General features: G+C 27.0%; 20 protein-coding genes and 1 riboswitch. Of the genes, 4 read left to right on the top strand and 16 right to left on the bottom strand.

Annotated elements, in window-relative coordinates; translation table 11 throughout:
* Positions 1 to 70: 70 nt before the first annotated feature.
* Positions 71 to 928 carry a diaminopimelate epimerase gene (gene dapF, locus ACZ41D_RS06285; protein WP_464153051.1) on the top strand — a complete coding sequence of 286 codons (858 nt, stop codon included), beginning with the start codon at positions 71 to 73 and terminating at the stop codon, positions 926 to 928.
* On the opposite strand, the gene glsA is transcribed toward dapF, so the two are convergent.
* The 4 genes from glsA to ACZ41D_RS06265 form a co-directional block, all read right to left on the bottom strand.
* Positions 914 to 1,831 (bottom strand): glutaminase A, encoded by a 918-nt coding sequence (gene glsA, locus ACZ41D_RS06280; protein ID WP_464153050.1) that lies wholly within the window; start codon positions 1,829 to 1,831, stop codon positions 914 to 916. The two genes, dapF and glsA, sit on opposite strands and share 15 nt — an antisense overlap.
* A gap of 126 nt (positions 1,832 to 1,957) precedes the next feature.
* Entirely contained in the window at positions 1,958 to 3,631 is a 1,674-nt protein-coding gene (locus ACZ41D_RS06275) for a uridine kinase family protein (RefSeq protein WP_464153049.1), read from the bottom strand.
* A 91-nt stretch (positions 3,632 to 3,722) separates the two neighbouring features.
* Entirely contained in the window at positions 3,723 to 4,187 is a 465-nt protein-coding gene (locus ACZ41D_RS06270) for a GNAT family N-acetyltransferase (protein WP_464153048.1), read from the bottom strand.
* A gap of 22 nt (positions 4,188 to 4,209) precedes the next feature.
* The gene (locus ACZ41D_RS06265; protein ID WP_464153047.1) at positions 4,210 to 5,184 is read right to left on the bottom strand and encodes an RluA family pseudouridine synthase; all 975 of its coding nucleotides are present in this window, start codon (positions 5,182 to 5,184) and stop codon (positions 4,210 to 4,212) included.
* Between the two features lie 168 nt (positions 5,185 to 5,352).
* On the opposite strand from ACZ41D_RS06265, the gene ACZ41D_RS06260 reads away from it, so the two are divergent.
* Entirely contained in the window at positions 5,353 to 5,865 is a 513-nt protein-coding gene (locus ACZ41D_RS06260) for a hypothetical protein (protein WP_464153046.1), read from the top strand.
* Positions 5,866 to 5,916: 51 nt separating this feature from the next.
* Here the strand turns inward: ACZ41D_RS06260 and ACZ41D_RS06255 are convergent, their stop codons facing one another.
* The 3 genes from ACZ41D_RS06255 to ACZ41D_RS06245 form a co-directional block, all read right to left on the bottom strand.
* Positions 5,917 to 6,471, bottom strand: coding sequence for a DUF6648 family protein (locus ACZ41D_RS06255; RefSeq protein WP_464153122.1), 555 nt, complete (start codon positions 6,469 to 6,471; stop codon positions 5,917 to 5,919).
* A gap of 139 nt (positions 6,472 to 6,610) precedes the next feature.
* A complete protein-coding gene (locus tag ACZ41D_RS06250) occupies positions 6,611 to 7,339 on the bottom strand; it encodes a pseudouridine synthase (protein ID WP_464153045.1) in 729 nt (242 codons plus the stop codon).
* Between the two features lie 431 nt (positions 7,340 to 7,770).
* Positions 7,771 to 8,802 (bottom strand): IS6 family transposase, encoded by a 1,032-nt coding sequence (locus tag ACZ41D_RS06245; protein WP_464150957.1) that lies wholly within the window; start codon positions 8,800 to 8,802, stop codon positions 7,771 to 7,773.
* Positions 8,803 to 8,923: 121 nt separating this feature from the next.
* Here ACZ41D_RS06245 and ACZ41D_RS06240 point away from each other — a divergent pair, with 121 nt between their 5' ends.
* Positions 8,924 to 9,100 carry a DUF1540 domain-containing protein gene (locus ACZ41D_RS06240; protein ID WP_464153043.1) on the top strand — a complete coding sequence of 59 codons (177 nt, stop codon included), beginning with the start codon at positions 8,924 to 8,926 and terminating at the stop codon, positions 9,098 to 9,100.
* A gap of 57 nt (positions 9,101 to 9,157) precedes the next feature.
* On the opposite strand, the gene ACZ41D_RS06235 is transcribed toward ACZ41D_RS06240, so the two are convergent.
* The 8 genes from ACZ41D_RS06235 to mnmL all read right to left on the bottom strand — a co-directional run bounded on the left by ACZ41D_RS06235 (position 9,158) and on the right by mnmL (position 14,654).
* Positions 9,158 to 9,409, bottom strand: coding sequence for a YkoF family thiamine/hydroxymethylpyrimidine-binding protein (locus ACZ41D_RS06235; protein WP_464153042.1), 252 nt, complete (start codon positions 9,407 to 9,409; stop codon positions 9,158 to 9,160).
* Positions 9,397 to 10,068 (bottom strand): class I SAM-dependent methyltransferase, encoded by a 672-nt coding sequence (locus ACZ41D_RS06230; protein ID WP_464153041.1) that lies wholly within the window; start codon positions 10,066 to 10,068, stop codon positions 9,397 to 9,399. Before ACZ41D_RS06230 ends, ACZ41D_RS06235 begins: the two co-directional genes overlap by 13 nt.
* A gap of 26 nt (positions 10,069 to 10,094) precedes the next feature.
* Positions 10,095 to 10,850: an ABC transporter ATP-binding protein gene (locus tag ACZ41D_RS06225; RefSeq protein WP_464153040.1), complete on the bottom strand. Its 756-nt coding sequence runs from the start codon at positions 10,848 to 10,850 to the stop codon at positions 10,095 to 10,097.
* On the bottom strand, positions 10,828 to 11,847 hold the full coding sequence (locus tag ACZ41D_RS06220) for an ABC transporter substrate-binding protein (RefSeq protein ID WP_464153039.1): 1,020 nt from the start codon (positions 11,845 to 11,847) through the stop codon (positions 10,828 to 10,830). Before ACZ41D_RS06220 ends, ACZ41D_RS06225 begins: the two co-directional genes overlap by 23 nt.
* Positions 11,848 to 11,858: 11 nt before the next feature.
* The gene (locus tag ACZ41D_RS06215) at positions 11,859 to 12,632 is read right to left on the bottom strand and encodes an ABC transporter permease (protein ID WP_464153038.1); all 774 of its coding nucleotides are present in this window, start codon (positions 12,630 to 12,632) and stop codon (positions 11,859 to 11,861) included.
* Positions 12,604 to 12,894: a thiamine-binding protein gene (locus tag ACZ41D_RS06210; RefSeq protein WP_464153037.1), complete on the bottom strand. Its 291-nt coding sequence runs from the start codon at positions 12,892 to 12,894 to the stop codon at positions 12,604 to 12,606. The genes ACZ41D_RS06215 and ACZ41D_RS06210 overlap by 29 nt, the downstream gene beginning before the upstream one ends.
* An 89-nt stretch (positions 12,895 to 12,983) precedes the next feature.
* Positions 12,984 to 13,094, bottom strand: a riboswitch (TPP riboswitch).
* Between the two features lie 119 nt (positions 13,095 to 13,213).
* Positions 13,214 to 13,627, bottom strand: coding sequence for a hypothetical protein (locus ACZ41D_RS06205; RefSeq protein ID WP_464153035.1), 414 nt, complete (start codon positions 13,625 to 13,627; stop codon positions 13,214 to 13,216).
* A gap of 76 nt (positions 13,628 to 13,703) precedes the next feature.
* Entirely contained in the window at positions 13,704 to 14,654 is a 951-nt protein-coding gene (gene mnmL / locus ACZ41D_RS06200; RefSeq protein WP_464153034.1) for a tRNA modification radical SAM protein MnmL/YtqA, read from the bottom strand.
* 364 nt (positions 14,655 to 15,018) lie between these two features.
* Between mnmL and ACZ41D_RS06195 the strand changes: the two genes are divergently transcribed.
* Complete coding sequence (locus tag ACZ41D_RS06195) at positions 15,019 to 16,677, top strand: PucR family transcriptional regulator (protein WP_464153033.1); 1,659 nt, start codon at positions 15,019 to 15,021, stop codon at positions 16,675 to 16,677.
* A gap of 103 nt (positions 16,678 to 16,780) precedes the next feature.
* On the opposite strand, the gene ACZ41D_RS06190 is transcribed toward ACZ41D_RS06195, so the two are convergent.
* Positions 16,781 to 17,452 (bottom strand): AroM family protein, encoded by a 672-nt coding sequence (locus ACZ41D_RS06190; RefSeq protein ID WP_464153032.1) that lies wholly within the window; start codon positions 17,450 to 17,452, stop codon positions 16,781 to 16,783.
* Between the last annotated feature and the right edge of the window lie 6 nt (positions 17,453 to 17,458).

The raw sequence follows: 17,458 nt of genomic DNA, 5'->3' as shown, positions 1-17,458 counted from the left end.
TTTTTTTCTCAATATTAGCTATAATTATAGTATAATGTAAATATTTATTTACGTATAGGAGGATTTGTTTATGAATTTTACAAAAATGCAAGCTGCAGGTAATGATTTTGTTATTTTTAACGGATTACAAGATAAAATTATTGATTACAAAAATCTAGCAATAAAAGCATGTGATAGACATTATAGTGTTGGTGGAGATGGCATAATGGTAGTTTTAAAAAGTAAAGTTGCAGATATTAAAATGATGTATTTAAATTCAGACGGTTCAATAGGCGAAATGTGCGGAAACGGAATTAGGTGTTTTTCTAAATTTGTCTATGAAAACAATCTAGTATCTAAAAAAAAATTCACAGTAGAAACATTAGCAGGAATTAAAACTGTATACCTTGTGGTTGATAATGGAAAAGTACAAAGGATAAGAGTTAGTATGGGAACTCCTATAATTGACCCTAAAAATGTACCTGTTTTATATAATGGAAAAGATTTTATCAATCAAAAAATAAATATAGATGGTAAACCTTATAATATCTCAACAATAAAAGTAGGAGTTCCTCACACAATACTATTCGTTAATAATATAAATTCTGTAAATGTAAATAAACTAGGTGCAATAATAGAAAAACATCATATGTTTCCTTTAGGTACTAATGTAAACTTCATTGAAATTTGTTCTTCCAAAAAAATAAAAATATATACTTGGGAAAGAGGTGCTGGCCGAACTCTTGCTTGTGGAACAGGAGCATGTGCAAGTGTAGTAGTAGGACATATATTAAACTTACTTAATCACAAAGTTGAAGTTCAATCAGAAGGTGGAATTATCAACATTGAACTTTCCCAAGATTTAGAAATTTTTATGGAAGGTACTGCCTCTATTATATGCACAGGTAAATTTGTAGATTTTGGAAGACCGCAGCTAAAATATACTTAAATCAAGTAGTCTAGATAAATCTCTTAACAACCCATATCCTCCAATAGAATTTCCTTTTTCATCTAATGAAGGTCCATAAATACCTATCCCCATTCTGTTTGGAACTGCAGCCATTATTCCTCCTCCTACTCCACTTTTAGCTGGCACACCTACCCTTATTGCAAATTCACCAGAAGCATTGTACATACCACATGTTACCATAAAAGTTTTCACTATCCTAGCTAAATGTTCTGAAACAATTCTTTCCCCAGTTTTAAAATCTTTTCCTCCATTAGCTAAAAATAACCCTATATTAGCAATATCAACACAATCTACCTCAATAGAACACTGTTTAAAATAAACGTCTAATATTTCTTCAACATCTCCTTCTATAATACCATTATCTTTCATAAAATAGGCCATAGCTCTATTTCTATTACCTGTTCTCTTCTCGCTTTTATATACCTCTTCATTAATTTTTAAATCTTTATTTCCCGTAATCTTTTTGAAAAAATTTAATAATCTATCAAATTTTTCTTCTGGATTTTTCCCTTTTATCATAGAATCAATTGCAATTGCCCCTGCATTAATTAGGGGGTTAAAAGGTTTAGAAGGCATAGTTGTTTCTAGTTTTATTATAGAATTAAAAGCATCTCCGGTAGGCTCCATACCAACTTTACTGAATACTAATTCCTCTCCATTATCTAAAATTGCAAGCATTAAAGATACTGTTTTTGATATACTTTGAATAGTAAATTTTTTATTGTATTTACCTGCTTTAAGTACACTACCATCAATATTTAATATACAAATACCTAAATCTTCAGGATTAGCCTTAGCTAGTGCAGGAATATATGTGGCAACTTTTCCTTTTTTAGTTAAGTGTTTATTATCCTCAATTAACTTGTCCAAATTTAGTTGCAAATCTATAACCCCCTTATTTTTATGCTTTCTATTTTAAATTTTAATTAAACAAAAAATTGCATAATGAAATATTATTGATATTTCCTATATAAACATAAAGCATAAAAAGGAAATAGTCAACAACAACTATTCCCATCTAAAACAACTACCACCTATAAATTCTCTAATAATCGAAGTACATGGAATATCATCCTCATCTTCAATACTTTTAAAATATTGAAGAAATTTTAAAAGTCTTTTACTTTCAGAATAATATGGGCTACTACTGTCTATCTCCTTTAGCAAAGGTTCAGCATATTTTTTTAATATTGCTAATTCATAAACTAAAGAAGAGTTAAACATAACATCTGCTTCTTCTTGGTATGGAAATATATTCTTTTCTTCTCCTCTTCTCACAGAATCCCATAACTCAAGAGTTCTTAAAGCATTATTGCCTCTATACTTATTGTCTCTAACTATTCTTCGTATTAATCTTGTATCTGTAGTATGTATTCTATTGTGGGAATCTAAATTAAGTTGCGTTAAGGCACTAATGTATATTTTAAATTTGTTATTATGAGGTATAGAAGATGTAAGTATTTCATTTAATCCATGTATTCCTTCAACAATTATAGGATGGTCTTCATCTATCATGATTTTACGTCCAGTATATTCCCTTTTTCCAGTCACAAAATTATACCTTGGTATCTCAACTTCTTTACCTGAAAGCAATTTAACTAAATCGTTATTAAATAACTCAATATCAATAGCATTTATAGATTCAAAGTCATAATTTCCATTTTCATCTTTAGGTGTATCTTCTCTATTAACAAAATAATCATCTAAAGAAATAGCAATTGGCTTCTTACCATTTACCTTTAACTGTATACCTAATCTTTGTGCAAAAGTAGTCTTACCTGAAGATGATGGACCTGAAATCAAAATTAATCTTATATCTTTATCTTTAGTTATCATATCTGCAAAATAAGCAATTTTTTTCTCGTGTAACGCCTCTGAAATCCTTATAACTTCTCCAATTGAGCCATTAACAATTTTTTCATTTAATGAACCAACATATCCTAGGTCTAATATATCTCCCCATTCCTCAGATTCTCTAAAAATTTTAGCTAACTTGCTCTGTTCAATAAATTTTGGCACTTTATAATTATTTTCTTTTCTTGGATATTGTAATATAACTCCTGGAAAATAATATTTCAAATTAAATTCATTTACATACCCTGTAGAAGGTGCAAGGTATCCGTAAAATAATCCATAAAAACCATCTATATCATAAACATGTACATTATCTTTTTCCACATAATTTAACAGTTTAACCTTGTCCTCCATGCCTTGATTTCTAAATATCTCTTGTGCCTTTGTCTTAGGCATTAAAACTCTATTAATAGGTATATTTTCTTCTATTATCTGTTTCATCCTATTTTTAATTTTTATTATATCTATATGATTTACTTTATTTTCTTTATATATTTCTGTATATATCCCATTACTTAAAGAATGTTCAATGTTAACCCTACAATCTCCAAATAAATCTTTACATGCTTTTATAAATATAAACGCAAGAGTTCTTGTGTAAATCCTCATCCCATCTTTATGAGTAATATCAATAAATTTAATATTACAATTCTTTTCTATTTTATATTCTAAATGCCTTATTTCATTATCTATAATTGCAGCTAAGTAATTACTATACTTATCCTTTTTTAACTCCATTAATAACTTTTCAAGTGTTATTCCTTTGTCTACCACAAGGTTCCCATATCCATATACATTTACTTTTATATTTTCTGTTTTTCTTTCCATAATATGATCCCCCTTTTTTCTAAAGTTAAAGTAAAAAATAATACTCTCTTTGTCACTTAATTTTACATCATTAGTCTATAATGATTTAATTTTATAATTTCAACATTAAAGACTTACTTACTTCTTTGAACCCACATTTCTCATAAAATCTTATTGCTCTTATATTTTCGGAATTAACATTTAACCTTAAATCATCAGCTCCCTTAGACTTAAACCATTTTATTATTTCTGACATAAAATTCTGTGCTAAATCTGTGCCTCGGTATTCTTCCTTAATATAAAAATCACTTATATATCCAATTGTTCTTTTTTTAAATATTTTTTCAGGCATTTTTAATTCACCTCTGATAAATCCAGTAGCCATATTCCAATCTCTAGATATTAAAATTATTGTATTCTTTTTATTTAAATCAGATATAAATAACCTTCTAATTTGCTTATCCCATTCGTCTCTAGGCGACAAATAATCAATAAAATTTTTATGGTAACGTGATAACTCTCCCCATAAGTTAACTAAAGAATCAATATCTCTCTTGCCAGCTATATATATTTTCATTTTTCTCACCTCACATTTGAAATCATCCTTCAAATAAATCTCTTAAAATATAGTTTAAAGTATCGTCTATGTCTGCAATAAATTCCTTTTTATTTAAATAATCCATAGGACTATGTAAATTATTAAATACAATTTTATGAGCATGAAGGAATTGACTCTTTAATCCATATTTTTCTAAAAAATATTTATTTATTTTTTTATTCCCATATTTTGTATCTCCAATGATAGGACACCCGATTGAACTTAAATGTGCTCTTATCTGATGTGTACGTCCTGTTATTAAATCTATTTCTAATAAACTATATTCACCATTAGTTTTTAGTACTTTTACATCTGTAATAATTTTTTTACTATCTTTATTATTAGTTTTTGAAACATATACCTTATTTTTTTCTTCATTTTTAGTCAAAAAACCAATCAACCTTGTATTTTTTTCAATTTTACCCTTTATTACACATATATAAATCTTTTTAATTTTATTTTCTTTAATGGCTTTGTTAATTATTTTCAAAGAATCATAGTTTTTAGCTCCTATTATTATGCCACTAGTATTTCTATCTAATCTATTACATATAGAAGGAGTAAATGTTTTTTCTAATCTAGGTATATATTCTTTTTTATTATATAAATAGCTTACTAATTGGTCTACAACGTTATTTTCATAAGATGAATTATTTGTCCCATGAGATAACAACCCTTTAGGTTTATTAATTAATACAATATTTGAATCTTCATATATAATATTTAATTTTGAATATGACTTTATTTCTTTATCACTTCCCTTAAATTTATTAATAGTATCATCGGCCAAATACATTTGAATTTTGTCACCTTCTATTATTATGTCACTAGGATTAGCCTTAGCACCATTTAACTTTATTCTCTTTTTCCTAAGCATTTTATAAATAAATCCTTTAGATGCCTTAGGAAACATCTTTTTTAAAAATCTATCAATTCTTTGATCTTTTTCATTTTTATCAATTGTTATTTCTTGCAAAATAAAACCTCCAATTCATTCCTCTAATTCAACATATATCAAATACAGCCATAACTTAATTTTATATAATATTGTAATCAACGTCTATAATGTGTTATATTTATATATAAGAGTTAATATTATTTTAACACAAACATACATAATCATATATTTTTAGAGGTGAAAAAAGTGAAAAAATTAATTGAAGGTATTAAGGACTTCTTTTATGATGCTATAGATTACATATTAATAATATTTATTATTGTAGCCGTAGTTGGAGTAATCGGTTGGCGACTAGATATATTATTTACTAAATCTCCAATAAATACTACTACAGAAAATAATGTTATTGTTTCTGACTCAACTGACAACAATGATAATATGTCTATGGAAAACGTAGAAGAATCTGAAAATGAACAAATAGTCGATCAAGAAAAATTAGAATCCCAAGATGATGAAAGCACTCAATCAAATTCATATACTGAAGAAGTCCCTGAAGAAATTATTAAAGTAGAAATACCTAGTGGATCATTAGCTACAAATATAGCCAATATTTTGTATAATAAAGGATTAATAGATGATAAAAATCAATTTCTCTTTAAAGCTCAAGAGTTAGGTTTAGATAGAAAATTGAAATCAGGCACATTTAATATAAAAAGAAATAGCTCATTAGAAACAATAATTAAAACAATTGCAAATTAATATTTAATAAAAAAACGGTTAATTAGCCGTTTTTTTTATTTATTCATTAAGTTAATACTTTTCATTGATATATTCATCAATTAAAGATTTTTTCTTTTCTTCAATAAATACATTTTCCTGCCTTAAAATTTTTAAAAGCCAATTACTCTTAGAATGGAAAATAGCGTATTCGTAATCGAGTAAAACTATCTCATATAATTTATTTTTTAGATATCTTGAATTTACTTTTATAAAATAAGCTTCAACGTTTTCAAAATTTAAAAACTTAAGTAATTGATAAGTAGACTTATCTTTTTCATTGTAATAATAATTACCCTTATTTAAATATGTTCTAGAATATTTAGTATGCTTCTCTCCCTTTTTTATATCCCATGCTAACATAATATAGTATTTTGCTAACATATTGTAATACTGATAATTGTACATTCCTTTTTCAAAGCTATCAATTTTTGTAAAAGGTCTTACGTGCATTTTTTGAATAAATTCAAAATTATATTGTAAAAATTCTCTTTTAGTTATATCTCCATTTTTGTATTGCATAATCAAAGAATCTCTATGGCTAAAAAATATATCAAAAATATTTTTTTTGTTATAATAAGTCAACATTAACACCCTATCTAAAACTATAATAAACGCTATTCTATTTTAACATATTTTAAATGATTGAGGAAATTTTATTATACAATTTTTTAATATTCAAAATTTACTTACCTATACATAGTACTATATATTATTCTCTTATTATCTATTTATAACTACTTAATAACAAGTTTACTTCTTCATCACTTAATTCTCTATATTCTCCAGGGCTAAGATTATCATCTAAAATTAATTGTCCCATAGATAATCTTTTTAAATATATTACCTCCTTTCCTACAGCTCTAAACATTCTTTTAATTTGGTGAAACTTACCTTCAGTTATTATTATTTCTATTTTAGAAATATCATCTGATTTTATAATAGTTAATTTAGAAGGTTTAGTTGTATATCCTCCATCTATAGTTACTCCTTTGCTGAAAGATATTACATCTTCATTATCTACTTTTCCACGTATTAAAGCATAATATTTTTTTTCAACATGCTTATTAGGAGACAATAAATTATGAGCTAAATTTCCATCATTAGTTAAAATTAATAATCCCTCAGTATCTTTATCAAGTCTTCCTACAGGAAAAGGTTTAAAGTTCTTGTATTTATCATCAATTAAATCAATAACAGTAGTATTTAAAGGGTCATAAGTAGAAGATATTGTGTTTTGTGGTTTATTAATCATTAAATATATATATTTTCTATAACATATTTCATTACCCTCTACACATATCTTATTTTCATAAGGATTAATTTTTAAAGAATTATCTATTGCTACCTTACCATTAATAGTTACTTTACCACTTTTTATTAGCAATTTCACTTCTTTCCTACTACCATAACCCATATTAGATAGTATTTTATCTAATCTTTCCAAAGTTGTCATTATATTCCTCCCTAGCGGTTCGTAATAATTTTTTGTCTTATTATTACAAAATTTCTTTGTTATAAAATTTATTTAAGACAATATAAATTATGTCATATTATTGTTTTTTATTATTTACCTTATACATATTATACTACATAATTTCACATAATAATTTATGAAGCAAAAAGAAAATAAGGAACTGTTAACTTAAAATGAAAAAATAGCATGATTTTATAGAAAAATTCTTAATGGATCTTGACCTTACAGCCCTATATGAATTTTAGCTATTACAATAAAGCTGTCAAGGGTCAAGATAAACGAGCAAAGCTCGCCCTTGACAGCTTTATTTTAAATAGCTATGGAATGGTTAAGGGCTGTAAAAATAAAAATTGCATAGCAAATAAACCAAGAAATAAGGCAAAGCAGAGAGAACCCTTAACAAGTAAATATTATGCAGATAATAACCAATTACTGCGATCTCTATCGCTATATTTGGCACCTGCTACCTGGGCAGGAGTAAGGTTACTCAAAGAAGAATGAGGCCGTATATAATTAAAGAAGAATACAAAGTTTGCAATTAAGTTATTAGCGCTTTCGAAACAGTTAAAACCTCGCTTTGGTTTATACCAGGCTTTAAATTCCTTATTAAAAGATTCAATTATATTGTTTGATATATCATCATCAAAAGATTCAACTCTTATATGGTTGGCACCGGCAAAGATAGATTTAGCAGGCACCTTATAAGCACTATATCTATCAGTAACGATAGTATTAGGAATGCCAAATTTCTTTGCTTTTTTAAAAAGGCTGAAGGCCTGGTTAGAATTTCTGTAAGGAGATAGATGAAAATTTATAATAAAGCGAGTTTCAGAATCAATGATAAACCAGAGATAATGTTTTTTACCATTAATTTTAACAACAGTTTCATCAGCATGCCACTCATCAGAAGAAGATAAGTCAATGGTTGAAGAAAGCTTACTAGATATACTGTCAAACAAAGGTGCAAACTTTTTAACCCAGGATGCAATGGATACATGGGAAACCTTAATATTATATGTAATATAAAGAAACTGTGATATTTTTCTTGTTGAAGAGTTATTTAAAAAATAAAGGTTAAGAGCAGTAATAATAACAAACATAGGAAACCTCATTCTTTTAAAATCAGTTTTACCGGAAAGGTTAGACGATGAGGGATTATCGATAGTAGTTGGTTTAGCGATAAAGAAAGAATGGTAACACTTTTTATCTGAGCATCTATAGTTTGTATAGTGTTTATAATTATGATGAATAAAAGATGCTTTGCCACACTTGGGACATCTTGGATGTTTGGTATTGCGTGTAGTATTAGATTTAGGCTTTGTAGAAAATTGACGTCTACAATCACGGCATTGATACTTTTGATAACCATAAGGATCTTTGCCAAATTTATAAAGTTTTGAAGAATTACATCTAGGACACTTAATTTTTGGTATAATAGTCATAGGTCTCGACCTCCTTTGGAGTAGTGTTTTTGTGTCTATTGCTATTATACCTAAAGGAGTTCGAGACTTTCAATTTTCATTTAAGTTAACAGAACGGAAAATAATAGAAGGAGGATAAATTATGAATCAAAATAAAAATAACAATTCAATAAATAGAGTAAAGTGTATGGTAAATACTTGTATTTATCATGGAGAAGGCGATCATTGTAATGCTCCTTCAATAGAAATACAACCAAAGAATGCAACTAGTGCTCAAGAAACAGACTGTGCTACATTCGTTCCTTCGATGAAAGGATAAAAAAGGAAGGTAAAGCCTACCTTCCTTTTTTATATGAAAGCTTTTTTACAGTCACCTTTAATTACATCCACATATATTAGATATCTTTATATCCATTGTAAAACTACATATACTATCCATAGTATAGTATATATCAGATATTAGAGCAATAATTTTTTCTCTTTCTCCTCTAATAGTTGTAGATAATATACCTATGTTATATTCTAAACCAGAATTTTTTATTATATCAAGCACTTTATCTATATCTCCTAAGTAATCATGACTTTCTATAGGAGTAAAAGTTATTTGGCATGATGCTATTTTCGCCATAGAGCACATATATATCCTCCTCTTTCTGTAGTTGAAAGTTCCTTCTCCTTAAGCATGTTTATATGTTCTTCTGGGGTATCTGGTGGAATAAATAAGCATTCCCCAGTATCAATAAGATGTTTTGGTTTAAGATTTTTAAGATCTTGTAAATTTTTAAAGTATGCATATTTAAATACTGTATTTTCTCTAAATTTTTTAGTCATATAAAGTTCGCCCCATTTACTATCCCTATTTATTGTTCCTACAAGTATATCTCCACCTTTTTTGGTAACTCTAAAAAGTTCATTTATAGCTTTCTCTGGATATTGAATAAATTCAAAAGCAGCCATTGAAAAAACTGCATCAAAATAATTTGACGGAAAAGACAAATCATATATATCCATATTATAAAATTCTATATTTAGTCTCTCTTTCTTCGCTTTTTTCTTAGCTATTTTAAGCATTTCATCTGAAATATCTACACCTGTAACATCATATCCCATTTTTGCAAGTTTAATGCTAAAATTACCTGTACCACATCCAACATCTAATACTTTTTTTATTCCATTACCTTTAAAAAGTTTAAATGCACATTCAGTTTCTACTTTATCGACAAAATTACCCATCTTTGTGGTATACCACTGGTCATAATTTTTAGCTTCATTATCAAATATAGCCATTTAATCACTCCTCTTCAATATATCAACTAACCTAGTATTTCCATAATATGTCTTTTAATGTTGTTAAATTCAACAGAAGTAGTTATTTCTTTGTCTCTAGGTCTTGGAAGTTTTATATTTAATTCCTCTTTATTTTTGGCTGGTCTGTTAGACAATATATATATCCTATCAGATAATAAAATAGCTTCTTCTATATCATGAGTTATAAATAATATCGATACATTTAATGAATTTAATATATTCATTAGCCAAAAATGCATTTTTGACCTTGTTATTGCGTCAAGCCCTCCAAAAGGTTCATCTAATAGTATTATGTCTCTAGAAAACATATATGTCCTCATAAGAGCAGCACGCTGTCTCATTCCCCCTGATAATTGAAATGGATACTTATATTGAAATCCATCGATGCCAAACATTTTGAAATATTTATCTACATTTTTTCTTGCCTCATTTTTGTTAATACCCTTTATACGTAGTGGTATAGATACATTATCTATTATCCTTTTCCAAGGTAATAACAAATCTTTTTGGTACATATAACTAACTCTCCCAGTTCTCCCTGTATAATCTACACCATCAATTATTACTTTCCCCGTATCAGGAGGAATAAGCCCAGCTATTATATTAAATAAAGTGCTCTTACCACTACCACTAGGTCCTAATATAGATACAAATTCTCCTTCTTTCAAATTCAATGATATATTTGATAAAACAGCAGTATTCCCGAAATTTTTATTAATACTATAAACCTCAAGTTTTTTATTTTTTAGGCAAGAATTCATTGGTAAAAGCTTCTTCGGCGTCCAATTCATTTTCTATTAAACCTCTTTCAAACATCCATTTAGAATAATTTTCCCATATTTCAATACTCATTTCTCCCCATCTATCAGCATCTGCTTTATATTCATTTGCTAAATATTTTTGACTTGCTATAGCAAGTTCTTCATCTATTTCTGGAACTTCCTTCAATAAAGATTTAACTGCTTCTTCTGGGTTATTTATTGCATATTCATACCCTTTTGTTGTAGCTTTTAAAAATTTCCTTACTAATTCAGGATTATTTTCTATATAATCATCTCTCGCAATAATTAAAGGCGTATAAAAGTCTAAATTTGGTTCCACATCCTGAAGTTTAATAAAGTTTAAAGGATAATTCTTAAGTTCTGAAGCTACACCGTCCCATCCATAATATATCCAAGTAAAGTCTACATGGTCTTTCACTGCTGTGAAAAAATCTAATTCTCCAATATTAATAATTTCAACTTTAGAAAAATCTCCACCTTCTTTTTCCATAACTGCCTTAATCATTGCCTCTTCCATAGGAGAACCCCAGCCTCCATATTTTTTTCCTTCAAAGTCTTTAGCAGTTTTAATTCCTTTTTCTACAGGAGACGCAAATCCAGAGGTATTGTGTTGGATTATAGCAGCAATTGCCTTTATAGGCAATGGATTTTTAGATGTTTTCGCATATGTAACTTGTTCTTGATAACTTATACCAAAATCACCCTTTCCAGCTGCTATAGCTTCAGCACTTCCTCCACCAGCAGGTTGTATAATTTCAACTTTTAATCCCTCATCTTCATAAAACCCTTTATCTTTAGCTACATATATACCTGTATGATTAGTGTTAGGATACCAATCTAAAAGCAATTTAACGTTTACAAGTTCTTCATTTCCTTTAACAGGTGGTTTATCTACTTGTTTCCCCTCAGATGTACATCCTATAAAAGTCATTATAGTTAATGAAATAATTAATAATAATATAAATGTTTTTTTCATTTACATCTCTCCTAACTTTTATTATTTATTTCTCTTTTCCACGGCATAGATATATATTCTATTAATGATATAATTTTAAAAATAGTTATGCTTAATACCACTATTATAACTATAGCTGCAAAAAATTTATCTAATGCAAAAGAATTTTTTACTCTTATCATATACACACCTATGCCAGTTTTCCCTCCAAGCCATTCGCCTATTACAGCACCCATTATACTATATGTAGCTGCTATTCTAAGCCCAGAAAAAAAGCTTACTATAGCCCCTGGAAATTTTATCATTTTAAATATTTGAATTTTATTAGCCCCCATAGATTTTAATAAATTTATCATATCTTCATCGACAGATTCTAACCCTTGAAGCATGTTAATAATTATAGGAAAAAAGCATACTAATACTACTACAATTATTTTCGGTAACTTCCCAAATCCAAACCACAAAATAAATAATGGTGCTAATGCAATTGTAGGTATAGTTTGAGATATAACTAAAAGCGGATACAATGCACTCTTAATAAATTTTACATTATCCATAATTATAGCTAGAATCATAGCAAATATTATAGATATAAAAAAACCTAATAAAGCCTCATATAATGTAGTAAATATATGTTCTTTAATTTGCGGTAATATTTTTATCAATGTGACTAAAATATCCTTAGGAGCAGGTAATATATATCTAGCAATAACACCTTTATCGACTATTATCTGCCAAATCAATAACAGCAATCCTAAAAAAGTTACTGGTATAAATTTACTTTCTGTATTTGCTAACTTTTTCATTCATTGTCACACCTTCAGGCTTATAGTCAATTTTGACAACTGACAACACTCTATTAGCTCCTTCATTTACGCATATTTCTTGTGATTTTTTTACTATATCTAATAATTCTTCTAACTCACCTTCCATTGTAGTTTCCATTGGTCCAACTTCGTATTTAATCCCAGTAGATGAAATAAACTGTATCACCTTATCTACCACATCATAAATTTTTGACTCTTCAACATTTGGTATGACTTGAAGACTAACATTAACTTTAGACATATTTATCATCTCCTTTAATAATATTAAAAAGCAAACCTCTTTTCCCATATTCAGGAAAAAGAGGTTTTGTAACCATTAAGTAATAAAGTAATAAAATAATAAAATATTTCCCTCCGCTGGCATTACCCAGTTCAGGTTTATAGGGTCGAAACATATAGTTTCCTCTCAGCCAAATTTCTTTAGCTCCCCTTTTTCCTCTTATACATCTAAATTTTATTTTATACATCTAAATTTTAATCCAACTACAAATATATGTCAATCTCATAAATAGTTTAATTTAATGACAAAAACGTAACTATTTATAGAATACTTATCATATCTATTCTAAAACCAATTCTTTCAAATTACTTGGTATATTTTCTTTATTTACGTTTAAACTTATGTAAAAATTCGTATTAAATATGTTAGATATTTTTTCTAATCTTTTAATTAAGTTCTCTAAGATATCATCATTCAATTCGATGTAATTATAAATATTATCTACATATATGTTATTAATATCATAATTACCTGCTATAATCCCACATAAAAAGCCATAGAACGATTCAACATTATTAACATTGAACTCTATGGCATCAATAAGTCTTACTGAATAATCAAGATTTAATAATTGGTTATCTTGAAAATCAACAAAAACAATATTTTCTATTCCTTTTTTAACATCATCATTAGCCATCTCTATTAGTTTCTTAGTCTTACCTGCACCTTTTATTCCGCAAATAAACCTTATCATCTTAATCACCCTCCCAAATAAATTAATAATACTTATATAATACATTCTACAAGTGATACGTTTTCCCTTTATTTTTCTACAAATTTTTTAAAGCTTTACCATTTAAATAATCACATTTAATACCTTGATAGGTTTTTCTACTAATCATTGTTTCAATTATCTCGTCTCTTATTTTCCACCAACTTGTATTCCAGTTAACAAATAATGCACCCTCTTCTGGAGCTCTGCCAACTATTCTTTGAATAACAATATCTTTATTTAGGTATTCCAAAAAAGTTATGACTCTTTCAATATATTCTGCTTTAGATATTATATTTATTTCTCCACTTTTGTACATTTCACCTAATTTTGTATTTTCTAGTATATATAGAGAGTGAATCTTTACTTGCTCTACTTTTAATGCTGATAATATCTTTGCATTCTCAATAACATCATCCATAGTATCCCAAGGTAAATTCAATATAAGGTGAATGCATGTCTCAAATCCGAACCTTTTAATTCTTAATATAGCATCTAAAAACTCTGCTAATCCATGACCTCGGTTTATCTTTCTTAGTGTATGATAGTTTACAGTCTGTAATCCTAATTCAAAAGAAATATTAATAGCATTTTTCTTCTCAACTGATTTCAAAAATTGTAAGTATTTATCCGAAATACAGTCAGGCCTAGTAGAAATAGATATCTCTACTATATCTGAGATTAGGGCACCTTTTATTGCCTTTTTAAAATCATCAAAAGGCATATATGTATTTGTAAAATTTTGGAAATACGCTATAAATTTTTGTGCTTTATACTTTTTCTTTATATAATTCATATTCTCATATAACTGTTTGGAAACAGACAATTCACTTGATAAATTCTCAAAACTACCTCCTTCTTCTCCACAAAAAATACATCCCCCATATCCAACACATCCATCTCTATTAGGACAAGTTAGAGGAAGTTTTATTGGCAACTTGTATACTTTTGTACCATATTTATTTTTTAAGTATTTTGAATATACATTATAAACATCGGCCTCTTTCATGTTATTATTCTTCCCTTCTATATATTTGAAAAAGATAATTTATAAGCTTTCTATTAAATTTTGTATATAAATTATATATAGCTTTTCTTGCTAAATATACAGATTTAATAATATTATTATATAGTAATACATATTTTTTGTATATATTATTATGTCTGATGGTTTAATTTGAAATTTCACTTGATTGTTATATATATTCAGAGTATACTAGATGATAATTAAAACTTTTCTGTTAAATAACATTTATGTACCTTGAAAATTCAATATTATTTATCATGGATTATTGATACATATATCAAAATTATTTAATATTGTTCTTAAATTTTTGTAAACATAAGAAAAAATAAGTATGAGGTGAATGTTTATGCAATTCAAAGAATTATTAGATAAGCTCAAAACACTTTATGAATTTAGCATATTAAATGGATACGAATATATAACTAATGAAATAAAAAATATTGTGTTTCTCGATGTCCCTGATAAACCTTATTGGATAAACAAAAATGATCTTATAATCCTAAACTCAAATATATTAATCAAAGAAAAAATTAGTATAATAAATATAATTAATTTATTAAAACAAAAGAAAATTGCTGCACTTATTATTAATATTAAACAAATAGACATAGAAACAAAGTCAAAACTTGAACAAATAATAAAACTTGTTGATCAAATGGAATTTCCTATTTTGGAAACATCTTCTGATTTAGATTATAAAAATATTCTTAAAATATTTGGTCAAACTAATATTGATGAATATCTTATAAACCAACTTAAAAATAATCTTATTGCATTAAAGGAAAGTAAATATTATACATTATCTAATATTCTATTTATTTTCTCACTTTATATCAGGAAAACAATTTTATTACTTTCAGATAATTGTCAAATACTAGAATATATAGAAGTAGACAATAGCAAAAAAAACATACCTATAAGTTATATATCAAAATTATTAAGTAAAAATTCTACTAATGAATTTTCAACTCTAACACCGTTAATATGTACTAATTTAAATGATAAATATTCAATTTATCCTTTAAAAGCATTCGATAGATTGCTAGGATACCTTTGTTTAATAAGTTGTACTTCATTGGATAATAGAAAGTATGACTTAAAGATAGTTAATGAAGTAATCCCATTTATTGTTATATCTATGATGTCTTACCATCAAAACGAAGTGATATATAATAAATCTAAAGATGAGTTCATCAGAGGAATATTATATGGCTTATATTCTGATAAAAAAATAATTGAAAATGAATGTAATTACTTTAATTTTAAATACAATATGAAAAGATTTGTATGGATTATAAAAATAAAATATTTAAATAATAGTCATCTTAATCCATCCTCTTCTGATATAATCCCCAAAAAAATAATTAATAAAACTCTTAATATTGCAAAAAGTAGATTTTACGAAGATTATGCTGTATGTGAAAACTCCTCAATTATTTTTATAAGAATAAAGCATGATGAATTACCTAACGCTAAACTAATTGAAAATTATAACAATTTATTAAAAGAACTTGAAGTACAAATGCCTGAATATAGTTTCTCTATTGGAATAAGTAGGGCTTACGATACTATAGATAGATTAAATCTAGCATATGAAGATGCAGTATTTAGCATAAAAATAGGCTCAAAAATTTTCAAAAATACTAAATCCATCTATCCATATGATGACTTGATAATCTACCATCTACTTTATAATATTAAAGATAACCCCATAATAGAAAGACTTTATAAAAATTCAATACATAAACTGATTGACTTTGATAAAAAAAATAATACCGAACTATTTAGTACATTAATGCAAATAATAGAATGTAATTATAATTATAATGAAGCATCTAATAAATTATTTATTCATAGAAATACTTTATATCAACGTATAAAAAAAATAGAATCTATAACAGGATATAATTTTAATAATGCAGAATCACGGCTTCTTTTTCACCTTGGATTGAAAATTTATAATATATATTTATTGTCTAAACAATATACACGATTTCAAAACTAAATCAGTCTTGAAATCGTATATATTTATACCTATCATGATTATATCCAGTATAGTTTTTTCAAAAAAGTTTGTTCATAATAAGCTTGAAACGTAGTACTATTAATTACAATATTTCATTTAATATGCTAGTTACTAACATCCTTGACAAAATTACAGGCCCTTCAGTAACCTTTCGTACCATATTTTTCATCTCAATTGTATATCCCATGCAATCCATCACGATCATTGATACCCGTTCGTTTTTTAATTCTATAGCTGCTTTCTGAATTTCCCCATCAATATGTTTATATGGTGAAGCAGATCTTATAACTGCATCAATTCCGCTCTTTCTCCACAAAGTTTTACATTGTGGTATTTGTGAAATATCCGGTACTATTATTCCTACTTTAGCATTTCCTGCTACACTCTTTACAATTGAATGAATTATTGAAAAAGGCGTAATTAAAAGTGAGTTACATTTAAACTGCGGAAATTTTCCTGTGCATAATAGGAGTATTATTTTTATACCATCATTTTCTACTTTATAAATATACTCTTGAAGTGCTTGATATACTGTTTCCTCATCCATTTCTATCTGTTTGCCATCCCTCATTCTACTAACAAGAATATTACCTCCAAAAACAGGTTTGAATTTTTCCCTTGCTTCATCATATGTATAATTGTCAAGTATACCATATTCTACTATTTGAACGTCCTTATCAATATATTTTGATATCTCTGGAATCAAATCACTTCTTGGAGATTGACCGATTGTTATAACTCCAACTTTTTTCACGATGCC

This window comes from Brassicibacter thermophilus, assembly GCF_055378355.1.
Note: the sequence above shows the minus strand (reverse complement) of the source record. Positions and strands in the feature narration are given on the sequence as shown.